The sequence below is a fragment of the Sinomonas albida genome, assembly GCF_004919045.1.
Taxonomy (GTDB): domain Bacteria; phylum Actinomycetota; class Actinomycetes; order Actinomycetales; family Micrococcaceae; genus Sinomonas; species Sinomonas albida.
Genome location: NZ_SWDW01000001.1, coordinates 150104 through 168293 on the forward strand (window position 1 = coordinate 150104; position 18190 = coordinate 168293).

At 70.0% G+C, this 18190-nt stretch carries 16 protein-coding genes; 10 read left to right on the top strand and 6 right to left on the bottom strand.

Annotation, left to right across the window (positions count from 1 at the left end):
• Positions 1-24: 24 nt before the first annotated feature.
• The 4 genes from E6A26_RS00685 to E6A26_RS00700 all read left to right on the top strand — a co-directional run bounded on the left by E6A26_RS00685 (position 25) and on the right by E6A26_RS00700 (position 3825).
• On the top strand, positions 25-954 hold the full coding sequence (locus E6A26_RS00685) for a sugar phosphate isomerase/epimerase family protein (RefSeq protein WP_136609261.1): 930 nt from the start codon (positions 25-27) through the stop codon (positions 952-954).
• Between the two features lie 69 nt (positions 955-1023).
• On the top strand, positions 1024-2049 hold the full coding sequence (locus E6A26_RS00690; RefSeq protein WP_136609262.1) for a Gfo/Idh/MocA family protein: 1026 nt from the start codon (positions 1024-1026) through the stop codon (positions 2047-2049).
• Positions 2046-2942, top strand: coding sequence for a sugar phosphate isomerase/epimerase family protein (locus E6A26_RS00695; protein WP_136609263.1), 897 nt, complete (start codon positions 2046-2048; stop codon positions 2940-2942). Before E6A26_RS00690 ends, E6A26_RS00695 begins: the two co-directional genes overlap by 4 nt.
• 253 nt (positions 2943-3195) lie before the next feature.
• Complete coding sequence (locus E6A26_RS00700) at positions 3196-3825, top strand: NAD(P)-dependent oxidoreductase (protein ID WP_136609264.1); 630 nt, start codon at positions 3196-3198, stop codon at positions 3823-3825.
• A gap of 135 nt (positions 3826-3960) precedes the next feature.
• On the opposite strand, the gene iolB is transcribed toward E6A26_RS00700, so the two are convergent.
• A complete protein-coding gene (gene iolB / locus E6A26_RS00705; protein WP_136609265.1) occupies positions 3961-4869 on the bottom strand; it encodes a 5-deoxy-glucuronate isomerase in 909 nt (302 codons plus the stop codon).
• 32 nt (positions 4870-4901) lie between these two features.
• Entirely contained in the window at positions 4902-5642 is a 741-nt protein-coding gene (locus E6A26_RS00710; protein WP_136609266.1) for a GntR family transcriptional regulator, read from the bottom strand.
• A gap of 391 nt (positions 5643-6033) precedes the next feature.
• Between E6A26_RS00710 and E6A26_RS00715 the strand changes: the two genes are divergently transcribed.
• Positions 6034-6516 carry a hypothetical protein gene (locus E6A26_RS00715; protein ID WP_136609267.1) on the top strand — a complete coding sequence of 161 codons (483 nt, stop codon included), beginning with the start codon at positions 6034-6036 and terminating at the stop codon, positions 6514-6516.
• Here the strand turns inward: E6A26_RS00715 and E6A26_RS00720 are convergent.
• Entirely contained in the window at positions 6507-7532 is a 1026-nt protein-coding gene (locus E6A26_RS00720) for a LacI family DNA-binding transcriptional regulator (RefSeq protein ID WP_327406916.1), read from the bottom strand. The two genes, E6A26_RS00715 and E6A26_RS00720, sit on opposite strands and share 10 nt — an antisense overlap.
• Positions 7533-7718: 186 nt before the next feature.
• Between E6A26_RS00720 and E6A26_RS00725 the strand changes: the two genes are divergently transcribed.
• The 3 genes from E6A26_RS00725 to solA are packed head-to-tail and all read left to right on the top strand — an operon-like array spanning position 7719 to position 11131.
• Positions 7719-8906: a Gfo/Idh/MocA family protein gene (locus E6A26_RS00725; RefSeq protein WP_136609268.1), complete on the top strand. Its 1188-nt coding sequence runs from the start codon at positions 7719-7721 to the stop codon at positions 8904-8906.
• On the top strand, positions 8903-9904 hold the full coding sequence (locus tag E6A26_RS00730) for a sugar phosphate isomerase/epimerase family protein (RefSeq protein ID WP_136609269.1): 1002 nt from the start codon (positions 8903-8905) through the stop codon (positions 9902-9904). The genes E6A26_RS00725 and E6A26_RS00730 overlap by 4 nt, the downstream gene beginning before the upstream one ends.
• A 60-nt stretch (positions 9905-9964) precedes the next feature.
• Entirely contained in the window at positions 9965-11131 is a 1167-nt protein-coding gene (solA, locus tag E6A26_RS00735) for an N-methyl-L-tryptophan oxidase (protein WP_168928639.1), read from the top strand.
• A gap of 263 nt (positions 11132-11394) precedes the next feature.
• On the opposite strand, the gene E6A26_RS00740 is transcribed toward solA, so the two are convergent.
• A complete protein-coding gene (locus tag E6A26_RS00740) occupies positions 11395-12414 on the bottom strand; it encodes a LacI family DNA-binding transcriptional regulator (RefSeq protein ID WP_136609271.1) in 1020 nt (339 codons plus the stop codon).
• A 157-nt stretch (positions 12415-12571) separates the two neighbouring features.
• Here E6A26_RS00740 and E6A26_RS00745 point away from each other — a divergent pair, with 157 nt between their 5' ends.
• A complete protein-coding gene (locus tag E6A26_RS00745; protein ID WP_136609272.1) occupies positions 12572-13609 on the top strand; it encodes a Gfo/Idh/MocA family oxidoreductase in 1038 nt (345 codons plus the stop codon).
• 253 nt (positions 13610-13862) lie between these two features.
• Here E6A26_RS00745 and E6A26_RS00750 read toward each other — a convergent pair whose 3' ends face one another.
• A complete protein-coding gene (locus tag E6A26_RS00750; RefSeq protein ID WP_136609481.1) occupies positions 13863-15044 on the bottom strand; it encodes an IS30 family transposase in 1182 nt (393 codons plus the stop codon).
• A 311-nt stretch (positions 15045-15355) separates the two neighbouring features.
• Positions 15356-16807: a CehA/McbA family metallohydrolase gene (locus E6A26_RS00755; protein WP_168928640.1), complete on the bottom strand. Its 1452-nt coding sequence runs from the start codon at positions 16805-16807 to the stop codon at positions 15356-15358.
• A gap of 211 nt (positions 16808-17018) precedes the next feature.
• Here E6A26_RS00755 and E6A26_RS00760 point away from each other — a divergent pair, with 211 nt between their 5' ends.
• A complete protein-coding gene (locus E6A26_RS00760; RefSeq protein ID WP_136609273.1) occupies positions 17019-18143 on the top strand; it encodes an LOG family protein in 1125 nt (374 codons plus the stop codon).
• Positions 18144-18190: the final 47 nt, after the last annotated feature.

Genomic DNA, 18190 nt, shown 5'->3' on the forward strand with positions numbered 1-18190 from the left:
ACCGCGCTCGACGAAAGGCCTCCGATGACGGATATCGAGAACAAGCTCATCATCGGGACCGCGCCCGATTCGTGGGGCGTCTGGTTCGCCGACGATCCGAAGCAGACTCCGTGGGAGCGCTTCCTCGACGAGGTGGCCGAGGCCGGCTACAAGTGGATCGAGCTGGGCCCTTACGGCTACCTGCCGTCGGAGCCCTCGCGCCTCGCGGACGAGCTCAAGGCCCGCGATCTCCAGGTCTCGGCGGGGACCGTCTTCACGGCGTTCCACCGGGGTGGGCATCCGGGGGATGCAGCATTCGAAGAGGCGTGGGAGCCGGCACGTCGCGTCGCGGAGCTCACGGCCGCGATGGGCGGCGAGCACATCGTGGTCATCCCCGCGATGTGGCGCGACGACGTCACGGGCGAGGCCGTCGAGAACGAGGTCCTCACCGCTGAGCAGTGGGATTCGCTGTTCAAGGGCCACGATGAGCTGGGCCGCCGCCTCGGCGACCAGTTCGGGCTCAAGCAGCAGTTCCACTCGCACGCGGATTCGCACGTGCTCACGCAGGCGGATATCGTCCGGCTTCTCGAGAACACCGACCAGGACCTCGTCAACCTGTGCCTCGACACGGGCCACGCCGAATACGGCGGAGCGAGCAGCGTGGACCTGATCCGCAAGTTCCCCGAGCGCATCGGCTACCTCCACCTCAAGCAGGTGGACCCGGACGTGCTCGCCAAGGTCCGCGCCGAGAACCTCACGTTCGCGGCCGCGAACGCGGCGGGCGTCATGACCGAGCCGCCCGCCGGCCTCCCGGACCTCCGCGAGGTCATCGAGGCGGTCGAGGCCCTCGACCGCCCGATCTTCGGCATCGTCGAGCAGGACATGTACCCCGTCGCGTTCGACGTCCCGCTCCCGATCGCGAAGCGCACCCGCAACTACCTCCTCTCGTGCGGCTCGCGCACGCGGGTCTCCTGACCGTCCGGCATACGCCGAACTCTGTCTCCTCTCCGGCGCATGCCGGGCCTTATGCGAAAGGTTCACAACATGGCTGACATCCTGCGCGTCGCCGTCATCGGCGCCGGCCGTATGGGCGCGGACCACATCCAGCGCCTGCACACGCGCATCCACGGCGCCGAAGTGGCCACCGTCGTCGATATCGACGTCGATCGGGCGAAGGCCGCGGTCGCGGGCATCCCCGGCGCGCGAGCCTTCGCGACGCCGGCCGAGGCGTACGAGTCGGGCGACGTCAACGCCGTCCTCATCGCCACGCCCGGGTTCCTCCACGAGCAGGCCCTGCTCGAGGCGCTTCCGCTCGACATCCCCATCCTGTGCGAGAAGCCGCTCACGCCGGACGCGGCTTCGGCGTGGAAGGTCGTCGAGGCGGAGGTCGCGACCGGCCGCAAGCGCATCCAGGTGGGCTTCATGCGCCGCTTCGACGAGGGGTACCAGCAGCTCGGTGGGCTCGTCCGCTCGCGCGAGCTCGGCGAGCTGCTCATGCTGCACTGCCGCCACCGCAACCCGGACACCCCTCCCGGCTTTACGAACGAGATGCTCATCCACGACTCCGTGGTGCACGAGTTCGACGTGATCCGCTACCTCACGGGCGAGGAGATCACCTCCGTGCAGGTGCGGCTGGGCAAGGCGACGTCGAAGGCGCCGAACGGGCAGCACGATCCGCAGCACGTGCTCCTCGAGACCGCGTCCGGCGTGCTCGCCGACGTCGAGATCTTCGTCAATGCCCAGTTCGGGTACCAGGTGGCGACCGAGGCGGCCTTCGAGGACGGCATCGTGGACATCGGCGGCGACGGCGGCCCGTACGTGCGCAGCGCCGGCCGGTGGGGCGGCAGCGTGACGCCCGGCTTCGAGGCGCGCTTCGGCGCGGCGTACGACGCCGAAATCCAGTCCTGGGTCGACGCCGCCGTTCGCGGGGAGATCGGCGGGCCCTCGGCCTGGGACGGCTACGCGACCGCAGCGTGCTGCGAGGCGGGCGTCGAGGCGCAGAAGAGCGGCGACAAGGTCGCCGTGGTGCTCAACGACAAGCCCGCGCTGTACGGCGAGGTGGGATCGTGAAGATCGCGCTCGATCCCACCCCGTTCCACCACTCGCACTCGCTCCTCGAGTTCCCCGCCCTCGCGGCCGAGCTCGGGTACCAATACCTCCAGCTCACGCCGCACCGCGACATGATCCCGTTCTTCACGCACCCGAAGGCGGACGACGAGCTGGTCCGTCAGTTCCGCAAGGCGTGCGCGGACGCGGGCGTCGAGGTCGCGTCGGTCCTGCCCGTGCTGCGCTGGTCCGGCCCCGACGAGCAGCTGCGCGAGGCCGCGGTGCGGTACTGGAAGCGGGCCATCCAGATCGCCGTGGACCTGGGCGCGAACCAGATGAACACCGAGTTCTCCGGACGGCCCGAGAAGCCCGAGGAGTCCGAGGCCTGCTTCTACAAGTCCATGGAGGAGCTCGTGCCGATCTTCGAGCGCGAGGGTGTTCACGTGGCGATCGACCCGCATCCGGACGATTTCGTCGAGGAGGGTCTCGCGGCGCTGCGCGTCATCCGCGGGATCAACTCGCCGAACGTCGGCATGGTCTACGTCGCCTCGCACACCTTCCACATGAAGGACGAGCCCCTCGAGATCATGCGGGCCGCTGGGGACCGGCTCCGCGTGGTCCACGTCTCCGACACGATGAACCACCATGCCTCGCACGGCCTGCGGTACATCACGAACCCGCCCGGCAACGCGGTCCGCGTGCACCAGCACCTCAAGATCGGCGACGGCGACGTGAACTGGGAGGAGTTCTTCGGCGGCCTCGGCGAGATCGGGTTCCTCGACCGCGACGACACCGTCATGGTCTCGAGCGTCTTCGCCGAGAACGAGAACGCGCACGAGGTCTCGCGCTACCAGCTCCGCACGATGCAGGAGCGCGTCTCGAACGCGGCGAAGTCATCGGCAGGCCCCCGCCCCTAACCGTTTCGGGTACGCCAACTCCCTCCCTGGGGCGTTTCGGGTACGCCAACTCCCTCCCTGGGGCGTTTCGGGTACGCCAACTCCAGCTCGCACCTACCGCTCAGGGGTCAGGCCCCGTGGATTGAGAGTCCGCGGACCTGACCCCTGAGCGTTTCGCCGTTAGAACGCCGGACGATGAGCAGCCCCCGACTATCGCCGGGAAGATCACCCCTGGGTAGGTTGGTAACCGCCTACTCACAACGGAGGGACAGCAATGAAGCTCACGGTGTTCGGCGCGACCGGCGGAACGGGGCGCGAGGTCGTCCGCCAGGCGAGTGCAGCGGGTCATGAGGTTACCGCCGTCGTTCGCGATCCGGCGCGCCTCGCCGCGGTGCCGGGCGTCGCCGTCGTCCGTGCGGACGTCATGGATCCGGCGGGCATCGCGTCCGCGCTCGCCGGCGCGGACGCCGTCGTGTCCGCGCTCGGCAATCGGGAGATCCGCCGCCCGACGACGGTTTGCTCGGCTGGCGTCTCGAGCATCATCGCGGCCATGAAGGGCGCGGGCGTGCGCCGGCTCGCGGTCGTGAGCGCGAGCGGCATGGTGACCGACGACGCCGACGACCTCCTCACGCGCTACGTCGCCAAGCCGATTCTGCAGCGGATCCTCGCGCACAACTTCGCCGACTTGAAGCGGATGGAGCAGATCGTGCGGGAGTCGGGCCTCGACTGGACGATCGTGCGCCCGTCGCGGCTGCTCGACGGTCCGCAGGGCGAGTACCGCGTTCAGATCGGCAGAAACCTCCGCGGCGGGAGGGCGACGCGACGCGCCGACCTCGCCGACTACATCCTGAGGAGCCTGGACGACGCGACGTCGTTCCATGAGGCAATCTCCGTCGCGAAGTAGCGCCCAGTCTCCTCCCCTCCACCGCCTAATTTCGGGGACGTTTGGGGAGGCGATTATCTGTACCCGAGATGCTTTGGGAGGGGAGTATCTGTACCCGAGACGGCTGGGGAGGGGAGTATCTGTACCCGAGACGGATTAGGCGGTGAAGGGGAGGCGCGGGTCGATCTCCTGGTTCTCCCACGTGCTGCGGATCCATCCGTGGTGCGGGTCGTCGCTGATGAGCCAGTCGCGCACCCGGCCGGGGCCGGCCATGACGTTGAGGTAGTACAGGTCGTAACCCGGGGCGGCCATCGCGGGGCCGTGCCAGCCGTAGGGGACCAGCACGACGTCGCCGGTTCGCACCTCCGCGTTGACGTCGATGGGCCGCGAATCCGAGGCGTAGACGCGGGCGTAGCCCACCGGATCCTGGCCGGCGGCGTCCGGACCAGCACCGGCCGGGGAGCCGGGCGCGAGGCGCGTCTCGAAGTAGTAGATCTCCTCGAGCGAAGTCTCGCCGTCCTTCTCCTCGTCGTGCTTGTGCGGAGGGTAGGAGGACCAGTTGCCCGCGGGCGTGATGACCTCGCACACGATGAAGCGGTCCGCCTCGAGCGCGGCGGGCGTCCCGAAGTTGTGCACCTGACGCGAGCAGTTGCCCGCGCCGCGCAGCTCGACGGGCGTCTCTTCGGCGCTGATGAGGCGGGTGGGATACTCCACCTTGGCCGGGGCGAGGGCGACGGCGACGCGGCCGCCGCTTGCGCTCGAAAGCTCCACGGCCTTGCCGATGCCCGTGTACAGCACATCGCTCGGTCCGGCGAAGACCGAGGCGCGCCCGCGCAGGGCGTAGGCTGCGCCGTCGACCGTCGCCTCGAAGGCGCCCTCGAGGGGAACGATGATGCGCTCCTCGTCGGCGGCCTCGAGGCCCAGGCTCTGACCCGGCGCGAGCTCGGCGACCTTGAGCCCCGTGTGCTCCCACCCGCGCACTTGGGTGGTGCTGTCGTGGGCGCCGAGCGACACCTGCCAGGCGCCGTCTTCCGCGCTGCCGAGGGGGTAGACCCACTCTGCCATCTGAATTTCCTTTCGGGTCGGTCCCGGCCCGCCTAGCGTTGGACCAGGGTCATCTCGAAGCTGTAGGAGTCGGCGCGGTACACGTGCCGCCCGGTCTCGACGTTTCGGCCCGTATCGTCCACCGCGGTCCGCTCCATCGTGACGAGCGCAGAGCCCGCCGAGGTCTGGAGCAGGTCAGCCTGGTACGCATCCGCGACGGTCGCCCCGATGCGCTGATTGGCGAGCCGGAAGTTCACCCCGGCCTCGCGAAGGATCTGGTACATGCCGTGCTGGCTGAGGCCCTCCTCGGTGAGCTGGGCGACGTCGTCCCGCACCCAGTTCTCCATGAGGGCGAGCGGCTTGTCGCCCACGGAGCGGAGGCGCGAGAAGTGGTAGACGCCCACACCCGACGGGAGCTGCAGCCTGTCCGCGATCTCGGGCTCGGCCGGGCCGTGTCGGAACGAGAGCACCTTCGTGGTGGGCTCTTGGCCGCCGCGGGAGAGGTCGTCGTAGAGGCTCGAGAGCTCGAGGTGGCGCCGCACCTGGTTCGACACGACCTGGGTTCCCACGCCGCGCTTGCGGACAAGCAGCCCGGCCCGGACGAGTTCGTCCATGGCCTTGCGCATCGTGGGCCGCGAGAGGTTCAGCTGGGCCGCGAGCTCGATCTCATTCTCGAGCTTGGATCCCGGCTCGAGGGCACCGTTGCGGATCATCGCCTCGATGCCTTGGACCACCTGGTGGTACAGCGGAATGGGGGACGAGCGGTCGATGGGGATGTTGAGGCTGGTGGCCATTACCCCTCCTTGGGCTGGCGGCGGGCCTTCGCCCTAGCTTCGTATGTTTATTTGATAGGACAAAATTCCTGATTCGATCCTAACACCATAATCCGCGTCATGTCTGGGATCCTGACGCCCTGCGGTGGGCGTGGCATAGGTATGCCCAAGGTGACAAATGGGCCGTGGGGTTACCCTGAAACTCTTGACAGGACAAAGAAGCTCGCGCCTAAAGTGCGACCCGGGCAACCCGTGGAACGTTGCCAGAGAGCTGAGGCAATCTACGGCCCGGGCGCCGGATTGCCGACCGCGTCGGGGCGCCTTCGCCGCGCGTAGGCTGGATGCTGTAGGTTCCTTTGTGATTTGCGACGGGGCGGACCATCCAGCCCCTCGGGAGCCGGAGGCTAGGAACATGGCAGAGAAAACCGTCCTCGAGGCCGTGACGATTGCCGTCGCGGCCGCGGACCTCCTGGGGGAGAAGCTCGCCAAGGCGAGCACGCAGGAGCTGCTTGAGATGGAGGACCGCGCGCCGCTCGAGCTCGCAGAGCTCTACGAGAACTTCGAATCGAGCGCGGCCGAGGCCGTAGCGGAGCTCCGCGACGTCCACAGCCACGCCTGGTGGGCCAAGGCTGACGCCCACGCCATTGGCCACGCCTACATGACGGCGCGCGCGTGGAAGGAATTCGAGCCCGCCGCCGCCGAGGCCGAGGCCACTATGCGGACGGAGCTGCGGAGGCGCTACGGGATCGACGTCGAGTCGACGTACGGCAGGGCGCAGGAGATCCAGGACCAGTACGAGAAGCTCGAGCTCGGCCGCCTCATGGCGAAGCTCAAGCACAAGAAGGTCGAGCCGGAGCCGGACGCTTCGGGCGGGGGCGACACCCCTCAGCCCTGAGCCGTGGCGCCGCGCGTCGATGCGCGGACCACGAGCGAGGGCTCGACAAGGTATCGCCTCGGTTCCGCGTCCGTGTTGCGGAGCCGGGCGAGGAGCGTTCGGGCGGCCTCTGCGCCGATCTCCCGGTTGTGGGGATCGACGCTCGTGAGCGCGAGATGGCGATACGCCGCGAGCGGCGAGTTGTCATAGCCGACGACGGCGGTGCCCCCTGATGCGGTGAGCCCCCTTTCGTCGAGGGCGGCGAGCGCGCCCACGGCCATGACGTCATTGGCGACGACCAGGCCCGTGAGCCCCGGATGCCCCGCGAGAAGCTCGGTCGCGGCGGTGTAGCCGTTCTCCTCCGACGTCTCGCCGCCGGCACCCGCGACGAGCGGCTCAAGCCCGGCGTGCCGCATGGCCCGCTCGTAGCCGCGCCGCCGGTGGGCCGCCGGACCGCCGCGGCCGCTCACGTGCCCCACGGCCGTGTGACCCACGTCGAGCAGGTGGCGCGTGGCGAGCTCGCCGCCGCGGTCGTCGTCGCCCGCCACGACGTCCGCGGTGGGAAGCGCCTGCGCACCCAGCTCGCGCGTGCCCGCCACGACCACGGGGACCGGCACGTTCTCGAGGAGCTCTGCGGGAGGCTCCGCCGCGAGGACGAGCGCGTCCGCGTGCTGGGCGAGGAAGCCGTCCACGGGGTTGCGGCCCGAGGCCGTGTCGAGCTGGAAGTCCGCGACGCTTACCGTGTAGCCCGCGGGGTCGAGGACCGAGCGGAGCCCTGCGAGGAGCTCGACGAACCAGGGGTTGCGGAAGTCGTCGATGAGGACGCCCACGGCCCGGGTCTGCTGGCTCGCGAGCGCGCTCGCGGCGCTGCTCGGACGGTAGCCGAGTTCGGCGATCGCCTCGAGCACGGCCTGCCGCCGCGCGGGGCTCACGTGCGGGGCGTCGCGGAGCACCAGCGAGACGAGGGATTTCGAGACGCCGGCGCGCTGCGCGACGTCGTAGATCGTTGGCCGGGTCGGGCCTTCTCTCGTCACCACGCGACCATCATGGCACTCTCCGGACGCCGCGCCGTCGTCGGCGCGCGACTATTGACAGGACAAAGTTGCGTTTGTATCTTCGAGATGTGGAGCGCTCCAAACACAGAGCCCACGACGACTTGGCTCCCTCAGCCAGACCAGCCCAGAACAGCTCCTCAACCACACCAACCCCTCAAAGGAGAGATCATGCCCGAGTCCCTCGGCGTCGCCGTCATCGGCGCAGGCATGGCCGGAAAGGCCCACGCGGCCGCGTATCGCACGGCGAGCGCCCTGTACCAGCCCACCCTCCCGGACGTCCGGCTCGTCTCGATCGGCGATGTCAACGCGGAGTTCGGCAGGGCCGCCGCGCGACGCTTCGGCTACGAGCGCCACGACGCGTCGTGGGAGGCCATCGCGGAGGCGGACGACATCGACGTGGTGAGCGTCGTGATCGCGAACTCGCTGCACCGCGAGGTCGTCGAGGGCCTGCTCGCGGCGGGCAAGCACGTCCTGTGCGAGAAGCCGCTTTCCGACTCCCTCGAGGACGCCCGGGCCATGGCGGAGGCCGCGCGCGCCGCCGAGTCCCGAGGCAATCTCGCGCGCATCGGCTTCACCTACCGCCGCACGCCCGGCATCGCGGCGATCCGCGAGCTCATCCAGGACGGCACGCTCGGCCGGCCGCTGCACTTCAGCGGCCGGTACTGGACTGACTACGGCTGCCGCCCCGACGCGCCGATGAGCTGGCGGTACAAGGGTGCGCCCGGCTCCGGCGCGCTCGCCGACGTCGGAAGCCACCTCGCCTACGTCGGCGAGTTCCTGTGCGGGGACATCCAGTCGGTCTCGGGCGGCCAGCTCTCGACCGCGATTGCCAAGCGCCCGCTCCCGCTCGGCGCCGTCATGGGCCACGACCACGCGGCCGTGAGCGATCAGTTCGAGGCGGTGGAGAACGACGACGTCGCCTCCTTCTCCGCCGAGTTCGCCCAGTGCATCGGGTCGCTTTCCGTCTCCCGAGTGGCCGCCGGGCACGCCAACTCGCTCATGTTCGAGGTCTTCTGCGAGAACGGCGCCGCGCTCTTCGACCAGCGCCGCCCGTCCGAGATCGGGTTGTTCCTTTCGGAGGGCGGGTCCGCGCAGAATGGCTATCGCCAGGTGATCCTCGGGCCCGAGCACCCGTACCTCGCGGGCGGCCTTCCCATGGATGCGCCGAGCGTGGGCTTCGGCCAGAACGAGGCGTTCGCGTACCAGGCGCGCGCGTTCCTCGAGGAGGTCGCGGGCCTTCCCGAGGCCGAGTCCCTCCCGCGCTGCGCGACGCTCGACGAGGGCGTGCGCAACATGGAGGTCCTCGCGGCCGTGGCCGAGTCCGCCCAGAGCAACGGAAAGAAGGTCTCGCTGTGAGGCTCGGCGTCTACAACGCGATCCTGCACGACCGGTCCCTGCCGGAGGCGCTCGAGGTCATCGGGGGCCTCGGCCTGACCGGGATCGAGATCAACACCGGTGGATTCCTGCCGGCCGTGCACGTGCCGACCTTCGACGACATCCTCGTCTCCGACGCCGCCCGGGACGACTACCTCGGGCTCTTCGAGGGCACGGGCGTCTCGATCGCGGGACTGAACTGCAACGGCAATCCGCTGCATCCCAAGCCCGAGATCGGCCAGAAGCACGCCGAGGACATCCGCCGCTCGATCCGCCTCGCCGAGCGGCTCGGCCAGAACCGGGTCGTGACGATGTCCGGCCTGCCCGGCGGCGAGCCCGGCGCGACCGTGACGAACTGGATCGTCAACGCGTGGAACTCCGCGGCGCTCGACGTCCTGGACTACCAGTGGGACATCGCCGCGAAGTTCTGGCGCGAGACCGACCGCCTCGCCGCGGACCACGGAATCAAGGTCGCGCTCGAGCTGCACCCGCAGAACCTCGTGTTCAACACGGCGGACGTCTACAAGCTCGTGGAGCTCACGGGCGCCATGCACGTGGGGGTCGAGCTCGACGCGTCGCACCTGTTCTGGCAGCAGATGGACCCCGTGGCGGTGGTGCGCGAGCTCGGTCCGCTCGTGTTCCACGCGGCCGCGAAGGACGTCCGGGTCAACACCGAGAACGCTCGCCTCTACGGCGTTCTGGACAACCGCTTCCGCCGCCTCTCGCCCGACGAGCCGCGCACGAACCTCGGCGGCGACGAATGGGCCAACGAGTGGCCGAAGGACTCCGCGTGGGACTTCGTGGCCTTGGGCCGCGGGCACGACGCCGCGTACTGGGCGGAGTTCCTCCGCGCCCTGTACGAGGTGGACGCGGAGATGATGGTCAACATCGAGCACGAGGACGTCTCCTTCGGACGCATCGAGGGCCTCGAGGTCGCCGCGGGCGTGCTGCTCGAGGCCGCGCGTTCCGTCGGGGTCTAACCGGGGTGCTCTGGGAGGATGGAGCGGCCTCTCGCCACGAGTGGCAGCGAGAGGAGAACCATGGGTTACACGCACATCGTGATCGGGGCCGGCGCGATCGGCTCCGCTGCGGCGTACTGGCTTTCGCGGCGGCCCGGGGCGAGCGTGCTCGTCGTCGAGCAGTTCGACCTCGTGAACACCCTGAACTCCTCCGGAGACGTCTCCCGGATCATCCGCCACGCCTACCACAGCACGGACTACACGAAGCTCACGCCCGCCATGTTCGAGGCGTGGGCAGAGGTCGAGGAGCGTTCGGGGCTTCAGCTGTACGTGAAGACCGGCGGCCTCGATCTCGCGACCTCGGCGGAGAGCAGCCTCGCCGAGCTCGCCGCCTACCGCAGCGCCCTCGCGGCCGAGCGCATCCCCTACGAGGACCTCGCCGCGGCCGAGATCCGCTCCCGTTACCCCCAGTGGCGCATCGACGATGACGTCACGGGCATGTACCAGGAGGCCGGCGGGCTCATCGACATCCGCAAATCCGTCGCCGCGCATACGTCGCTCGCCCTGGCCAACGGCGTCGAGTTCCTGCCGCACACGAAGGTGAGCGGCGTCGTCGTCCGCCCCGACAGCGTGACGGTGCGAACCGAGCGCGGCGACTTCGACGCCGACAACCTCGTGGTCGCCGCGGGATCGTGGCTGGGACACCTCATGCCGGACCTCGGGCTGGACTACCGTCTCACGCTCTCGCAGGAGCAGGTCAGCTACTTCACGTCGCAGCGCCTCGCCGACTTCACGCCGCAGAAGTTCCCCAGCTGGATCTTCCACGGCGAGACGGCGTTCTACGGTTTCCCGGTGTACGGCGAGCCGGCCGTGAAGCTCGCGCGGGACATGCGTGGCCGGTTCATCGCGAGCGATGAGCGGGTCTTCGAGGGCGACGACGCCGAGGCTGGCCTCCTGCGCGGCTTTCTCGAGCAGTACCTGCCGGGCGCCGTCGGGCCGGTGTACGCGAACCGGACCTGCGTGTACGACATGGCCCCCGACCGCGACTTCGTCCTCGACACCGTGCCCGGCAGCCCCCACGTGGCCGTCTTCAACGGGGCGGGCCACGCGGGCAAGTTCGCGAGCCTCGTGGGGAAGATCCTCGCCGAACTGCTCACGGACGGGGCCACGGCTCACCCGATCGAGCCGTTCTCGTTGCGCCGCCCGGCGATCACGGATCCGAGCTTCGAGCCGGTCTTCCACCTGTGAGGCCGACGGGCGGCTAGCGGACGACGGCGGGCGGCGCGGCCTCTCAAAATGCGGGGTCTCTGGCGGGGCGTTGTGGGGTCAATGGTCAGACAATGACCCCGCAACGGGCCGCACGGGACCCCGCAACGGGCCGCACGGGACCCCGCAACGGGCCGCACGGGACCCCGCAACGGGCCGCACGGGACCCCGCAACGGGCCGCACGGGACCCCGCAACGGGCCGCACGGGACCCCGCAATGGGCCGCACGGGACCCCGCAACGGGTTCAGCGGACGACGGCGGGCGGCGGCGCCGTGCTGCTGCGCGCCTTGAGCTCGGGGGGCAGCAGGACGGTCTCGGCGGTGGCGCGCGGAGCACCGGGAAGCGGGCCGCCGCCGATCAGCTCGGCGAGCAGCCGCGCCGCGACCTGTCCGGCCTCGCGGCTCGCGTTGTCCACGCTCGTGAGGCCGACGGCGCGGAGCCGCGCCACGGGCGTATCGTCGTAGCCCGCGAGCGAGAGGTCCCGAGGCACGGCGAGGCCGAGGTCCTCGGCCGCAGACAAGGCACCCAGCGCGGCCATGTCGTTGACGGCGAACAGGGCCGTGGGTCGATGGGCCGCCGCGAGGACCTCCTTCCCCGCCCGGTACCCCGCCTCCTCCGTGAGCCCGGCGTCCACGCTCCGGAAAGCGACGCGGAGCCGGCGGGCCTCGTCCTCGAACCCAGTCCGCCGCGCGTCGCCCACCGGGGTGCCTGGCGCGCCGAGGTGCGCGATGTCGCGATGGCCCAACGCCGCGAGGTGACGGACCACGCGGCGGGCGCCCTCGGCGTCGTCGTTCGTCACGACCGCCGCCCCCGCCGCCTGCGCCCGCGGCGAGCCCACCTGGACGGCGGGCAAGGGCGCGATGCCCGCGAGAGCCGACTCGGCGCCGTCGAGCGTCCCGACCAGCACGATCCCCTCGACGCGCAGTTCCAGGAAGCGGTCGACAAGGGGCGAGCCCTCAAGCCGCCAGTCGCCCAGGAGGGGCCGCAGCCCCGCGTCGTGGAGGGCCGCAGACAGGCCCTCGACGGCGGGGACAAACCACGGGTTGCGGAGGTCGTCGAGGATGAGGCCCACGATCCCGCTGCGGCGGGACCCCATGGCGCGCGCGGCGGCGTTCGGGCGGTAGCCGAGCTCGGCCGCGGCCTCGAGCACCGCGCGCCGCTTCGCGTCGCTCACGTAGCCCGTGCCGCGGAGCGCGAGGGAAGCGGCCGACTTGGAGACGCCCGCGCGCGCCGCAACGTCGAGAATCGTGACGGACCTCGCCATCCTGCTCCTCCCGCAAAGGACCATTGTCAGCACAAACCTTGACCGCGGCTCCGGTCACAGGGATACTCTAAGGGAAACCTTGGAACGTTCCCATATATCTTTCCTAGCCGTCTCGCACTGGAAGCCGACGCTTCGGAAGTCACAAAGGAGTGCCCGGATGAATCAAGTGACCCTCGGACTCGTGGGCGTCGGACGCATCGGCGTCATGCACGCGCGCAACATCGCCGCGCTCCGCGAGCCGTTCGCCGCGCGCGGGGTCGACCTCCGGCTCAAGCTCACGGACGTCGCGGAGCAGCATGCAGGCAACGTTGCCGCGGAGGTTGGCGCCGACTTCGTGTCCGGCGGGGCGGCCGGGCTCATCGCCTCCGGAGTGGACGCGCTCGTCGTCGCGACGGGCACGCCCACCCACCCAGAGCTCATCCGCGTGGGCGTCGACGCCGGTATTCCGGTGTTCTGCGAGAAGCCGGTGGCCGGCTCGATTGCCGACTCGCTGCCGGTCCTCGACTACATCGCCGAGCGCGGCGGAGTCGTACAGATCGGGCACCAGCGCCGGTTCGACGAGGGTTACCTCGAGGCCAAGCGCCGGTTCGACGCCGGGGGGATCGGCTGGATCCACTCGCTCCGCGCCATGACGGGGGACATGTTCCCGCCGTCGGACGACTTCATCGCGACGTCCGGCGGGCTGTTCCGCGACTGCTCGGTGCACGATTTCGACATCCTCCGCTGGCTCACGGGCCGCGAGATCGTCGAGGTCTACGCGAAGGGCTCGAACAACGGCGACCCCGCGATCGGGGCGGTCGGCGACGTGGACACCGCGCTCGCGGTCGTGACGTTCGACGACGGCACCGTCGGCACCGTCTCCGCGACGCGCTACAACGGGGCCGGGCACGACGTGCGGCTCGAGGTCCAGGGCTCCAAGTCCTCCGTCATGGTGGGCCTCGACGACAAGACGGCCCTCCGCTCGACCGAGGCTGGCGTCACCTTCCCGGCCGGGGAGACGCACAAGACGTTTGCCGAGCGGTTCGACGCCGCGTATCGGGCGGAGCTCGCGGCGTTCATCGAGCTCGTGCTCGGCGAGCGGGACAATCTGTGCACGCCCGCGGACGCCGTCGCGGCCTCGCGTGTGGCGGATGCCGCGCAGGAGTCCCTCGAGACCGGCCGGCCGGTGCGCGTCGAGGTGCCAGCGCGCGCCTGAGCGAGGGCGGGGGGCCGACCTCCCCAGTTTCTGATCCGGTCTCCCCAGCTTCTAGGGATGTTTCGGCTGAACCCCCGGGCGGGAACCGGTTACTGGGGCACGACAGTCTCAGAAGTTGGGGAACTCGGCGGAAGAGTTGGGGAACTCGGCCGAAGAGTTGGGGATCCCGGCGGCCGCTCCCGCGAGGCGAGGACGACGGCGGTGGGTCACCGCGCGGGGCTTGGATTCAAGTGGTCGTTGCAACGCCGGTTGGCTAATTGGGGACTAGTAGATCACGCAGGCGCTCGGCTGGGGTATTCCAGCCGAGCGTCTTTCGTGGTCGGGCGTTGAGCTGCTGGGCGACGTGCTCGAGGTCCTCGGGTCCGTAGGCAGACAGGTCAGCACCTTTGGGGAAGTACTGGCGCAGCAGTCCGTTCGTGTTCTCATTCGAACCTCGTTGCCAAGGGCTGGCTGGGTCGCAGAAGTAGACGGGCACGCCGGTGGCGACGGTGAATGACTTGTGCGCGGCCATCTCGCTGCCCTGGTCCCAGGTCAGCGATCCGCGCAGGTGCTCTGGCAGTGCGGCCACGGCCTCGACAAGGGCACCGCGGACCTGCTCGGCCGTGTGCCCCTCGGGCAGGTGCAGGAGCATCACGTAGCGAGTGGAACGCTCGACCAGCGTGCCGATGGCCGACTGGTTGTATGCGCCGGTGATGAGATCCCCTTCCCAATGCCCCGGTACAGCCCGGTCCTCGGCCTCGGGAGGACGTTCGGAGATCATCACCATCGGGTCGGAGAAGCGGGGGCGCCGCTCCTGCCCGGTGTTGCGCGGCCGGCGCCGGGCCCTGCCCGTGCGCAGGGCCGCGGCGACCTCCCGCCGCAGGCCGCCGCGGGCCTGGACGTAGAGGGCCTGGTAGATGGTCTCGGGGCTCACGCGCATCTCCGGATCCTCGGGGAAGTCCTTGATCAGAGCATGGCAGATCTGCTCCGGTGACCACCTCAGGGTCAGCCTGTCCTGGACGTACTCGCGCAGCGGGCCGGGAACGGAGAGCTTGGGCTCGCGGATGCGGACTCGCCGCGCCACCGCGGCCCGTTGGGCCGCATAGGGCAGGTACTGCCCGTCCGGGGTCCTGTTGCGCCTGAGCTCGCGGGAGACCGTCGAAGCGGACCGCCCCAACGCGGTCCCGATCGCCCGCAGCGAGGCTCCCGAGGCGTGCAGGTCACGGATCCTCTCCCGTTCGGCCAGAGACAGATAGCGGGGATCGATCGGATGCTCGAGAGCAGCGAGCGAAGGGCGGGCACCTTGAACCGTCACAGTCTCCACGCCTGAGTCATAGTCGATGACCCGGCCGTCGGGGTAGATCCGTCCGTTCTTCCGGCGGCGGACCCCGGCGTCCCACTCCTTTGCCGTTGTCGGGTGGATGCCCAGACGGGTGCCGGCTTCCCGACGGCTCAGCCCCTCATCCCGCAGCCGCAGGAAATGCCATCTGCTGGGCATCTCCGAACGCCGTTTGGCGAAACCCAGCTCCCGCGCCCATCGGTAGCAGGTGTTCCGGTTCAGCCTCATTCGCGCGCAAACGAGCGTCACACTGCCCAACTCCGCCATCAGCTTCCGGAACTCGGCCTTCACCTCAGGCCCGAATACCGCCTTGCCCGGCCTGCTATCACTGGAAAACGCCACGGTCGTTGCAACTCCTCAAATCTTGAGGCGTTGCAACGACCGTTAGAACCCAAGGGGCGACCCACCGCCGTCGTCCGCTCTGTGGGCTACTTCCCGAGGAAGATCGGGTTGGTGAGCGCCGCCATGGGCCCGAGCGGGAGGTTCGGGCCCATCTCAGTGCCGCTGCCCGAGGTGCCGTCCGCCTTGGGGTGCCGGACCTCGACGCGGATGTAGGCGGCGAGCCGCGGCGTGGTGACCCACGTGCTCGTGCCCTGGCCGGACGCGGGGAGCGTGATCTGCTGCGTCTGGCCCTCGTCGGTGATGAACCGCACCACGCCGTTCGGCACGCCGGCGACCGCCGCCGTGACGGTGACCGGCGCGTCGTCGGCCACGCGGAGCCGCTCGCCGATCCCGGCGACCTGCCCACCGGACTTCACCGTGAAGTCGACGGTCACGTCAGCCGATTCGGCGATCCACGACCGGCCGTTGCGGATGCCCTCGAGGATCGCGTCGTGCGAAAGCGCCGCCGCGTTGACCACGTTGTGCGGCAGGCCGATGACCTGCGGGGCGCTGTGGGCGTCGCTGTTGCCCATGGCGGGGAGCCAGCGGTCCTTCTTGCGTGCGGAGTCGGCGAGCATCGAGTCCCACGTGTTGACCGAGGATTCGTCGTCGACCGTCCAAGGCCCAGTCCAGACCTCGACCGCGTCCGCCTGCTCGTAGCCGAACTTCCACCGGCACGCCACGTACGGGCAGTACGGGTGGGCCGGCACCACGATGCCGCCCGACTCGTGGATGAGGTCCGCTGCTTCCTCGAAGCCGTTGTCGCGGGCGCGGTAGCGCCAGTCGATCCATTCGCCCGGCTTGAGCCCGAGCGCGAGGTAGTGGCCGTTGCGGGTCGTGACCTCCTCGCCCGTGAGGATGAGCAGATCATTGCCCGCGAGCGGACCCCACACGGCGTGGGACGCCGGTGTGTTGTGATCGGTCGAGATCATGAAGTCCATGCGTGCCGCTCGGGCGCCCGCGGCGACTTCCTCGGGCGTGCGCTTGCCGTCGGAGTAGACGGTGTGGAGGTGGCCGTCGCCGCGGTACCAGCCTGCGCCGCGGCCGGAGATCTCCTGCGGCGGGAACTTCTTCTGGTACGGCGCGCCGTCCGGCCCGAAGTCGAGCGTGACGTTGACCGTGTAGTCGAGGCCGTGCTCGGACACCTGGTACGGGCCGAGGATCACGTTCCACGTGCCCTTGCTCACGGGCCCGGGGAGGTATCCCGGCGTCGCGTCGGACGCGCTGATGAAGAACTCCGTGCGGAAGCCGCCGGACCAGCCGCGGAAGCCCTTCCCCTGGAGCTCGACGCCCTTCTCATCGAAGACGCCGATGTCGCAGGAGTTGGAAAGCAGGCCGGCCGGGACGCCGGGCCGGCTGTAGCTGTAGGACACGCTGATCTTGTTGACGCCCGCCGGGATCTCCACGGGGAGGTACACGAAGTCTGCGGCGCCCGGCTCGAGGTGGCCGGTCAGGGTTTGGGTCTTGCTGGTCCCGGAGTCCGCGGTGGCGAACGTCATGGGAGTCAGCGTCAGGGCAGCGCCGGTGAGCGCTGCGGTCAGGAATCCCCGTCGGGACGGGGTGAGGGCTGAGGTGTCGCCGCTGTGGGACTGGCAGGGTGAAGTCACGTCCGACAGGTTCTCCACTGACACTTAACTCTCGGTAACGGGCGAACCAAGTCCGGTCAAACTCGTCCGGGGAAACGTATGGAAGCGCGGCTAACCTGTCCCCATGAATGCGACGCCCGCGCTGAACCCCATGCCGCGGACGCTCGAGGTCGAATCGCTCGAGCGCTTCGACGAGCTTGCCGCCGCGGGCGCGCACCGCATGGCCGGCTGGCAGCTGCAGTCCATCGACTTCCGCGGCCGGTCGGCGGAGCTCAAGGCCATGGACCCTGCCGGAGCGATGTTCCTCGGTTGCACGCTCGGGCCCGGGATGGAGCAGTCGCTGCGCTCGCGCGGCGCGCTCGTGTTCCCCGCGCTCCCGGGCCTCCCGTTCGACCCCTACCGCCCCGCGCTCTACAGCGGCCCCGAGCTCTACCGAGGCGTCGAAGTCGAGCCGTACGAGGCGACGCCCGATGCCCGCATCTACGCCTGGACGCGGCGTCAGGGCCGGGCCGGCGTCGAGGTGGCGCTCTCCGCCGCGCTCCACGACCACCACATCGGCGAGTCGCTGCAGGACGCGCTCGAGGGTCCGTTCGCGGGGCGGCGGATCGTGGGGGTCATGGGCGGGCACGCGGGTCCGCGAGGGAGCTCGACGTACGACGACGCCGCCCGCCTCGGGCGCGGCCTGGCTGCGGCTGGGTTCCTGGTCGCCACGGGCGGTGGGCCGGGCGCCATGGAGGCCGCGAACCTCGGGGCCTATCTCTCGGCGAGCCCCGCGGCCGCGCTCGACGACGCCCTGGGGCGCCTCGCCGTCGTCCCCGGCTTTCGGCCGTCGGTGAGCGCGTGGGCGCGCGCCGCGCTCGCCGTCCTCGATGCCAATCCAGGCGGGGCGCCGAGCCTCGGCATCCCCACGTGGTTCTACGGGCACGAGCCTCCGAACCTGTTCGCGACGCACATCGCCAAGTACTTCGCGAATGCCGTGCGCGAGGCCGTGCTGCTCGAGAAGTGCACCGGGGGAGTCGTGTTCCTGCCGGGCGCGGCCGGGACCGTGCAGGAGGTCTTTCAGGACGCGTGCGAGAACTACTACGGCACGCCGGAGACCATCACGCCCATGGTGCTCGTGGGCCGGCGGCACTGGACCGAGGAGCTGCCCGCGTGGCCGCTGCTTTCGAGCCTGGCCCGCGACCGCGGGATGGCGGGACGCGTCCACCTCGTCGACTCAGTCGAGGACGCAGTCGCCGCCCTCACCTAAGTTGCGGGGTCCCTGGCGGGGCGTTGTGGGGTCTCTGGCGGGGCGTT

Excerpts from the sequence above, each read along its gene's own strand:
- E6A26_RS00685 (WP_136609261.1), top strand. The coding sequence starts at position 25 with ATGACGGATATCGAGAACAAGCTCATCATCGGGACCGCGCCCGATTCG.
- E6A26_RS00690 (WP_136609262.1), top strand. The coding sequence starts at position 1,024 with ATGGCTGACATCCTGCGCGTCGCCGTCATCGGCGCCGGCCGTATGGGC.
- E6A26_RS00700 (WP_136609264.1), top strand. The coding sequence starts at position 3,196 with ATGAAGCTCACGGTGTTCGGCGCGACCGGCGGAACGGGGCGCGAGGTC.
- iolB (WP_136609265.1), bottom strand. The coding sequence starts at position 4,869 with ATGGCAGAGTGGGTCTACCCCCTCGGCAGCGCGGAAGACGGCGCCTGG.
- E6A26_RS00710 (WP_136609266.1), bottom strand. The coding sequence starts at position 5,642 with ATGGCCACCAGCCTCAACATCCCCATCGACCGCTCGTCCCCCATTCCG.
- E6A26_RS00715 (WP_136609267.1), top strand. The coding sequence starts at position 6,034 with ATGGCAGAGAAAACCGTCCTCGAGGCCGTGACGATTGCCGTCGCGGCC.
- E6A26_RS00725 (WP_136609268.1), top strand. The coding sequence starts at position 7,719 with ATGCCCGAGTCCCTCGGCGTCGCCGTCATCGGCGCAGGCATGGCCGGA.
- solA (WP_168928639.1), top strand. The coding sequence starts at position 9,965 with ATGGGTTACACGCACATCGTGATCGGGGCCGGCGCGATCGGCTCCGCT.
- E6A26_RS00740 (WP_136609271.1), bottom strand. The coding sequence starts at position 12,414 with ATGGCGAGGTCCGTCACGATTCTCGACGTTGCGGCGCGCGCGGGCGTC.
- E6A26_RS00745 (WP_136609272.1), top strand. The coding sequence starts at position 12,572 with ATGAATCAAGTGACCCTCGGACTCGTGGGCGTCGGACGCATCGGCGTC.
- E6A26_RS00755 (WP_168928640.1), bottom strand. The coding sequence starts at position 16,807 with ATGACGTTCGCCACCGCGGACTCCGGGACCAGCAAGACCCAAACCCTG.
- E6A26_RS00760 (WP_136609273.1), top strand. The coding sequence starts at position 17,019 with ATGAATGCGACGCCCGCGCTGAACCCCATGCCGCGGACGCTCGAGGTC.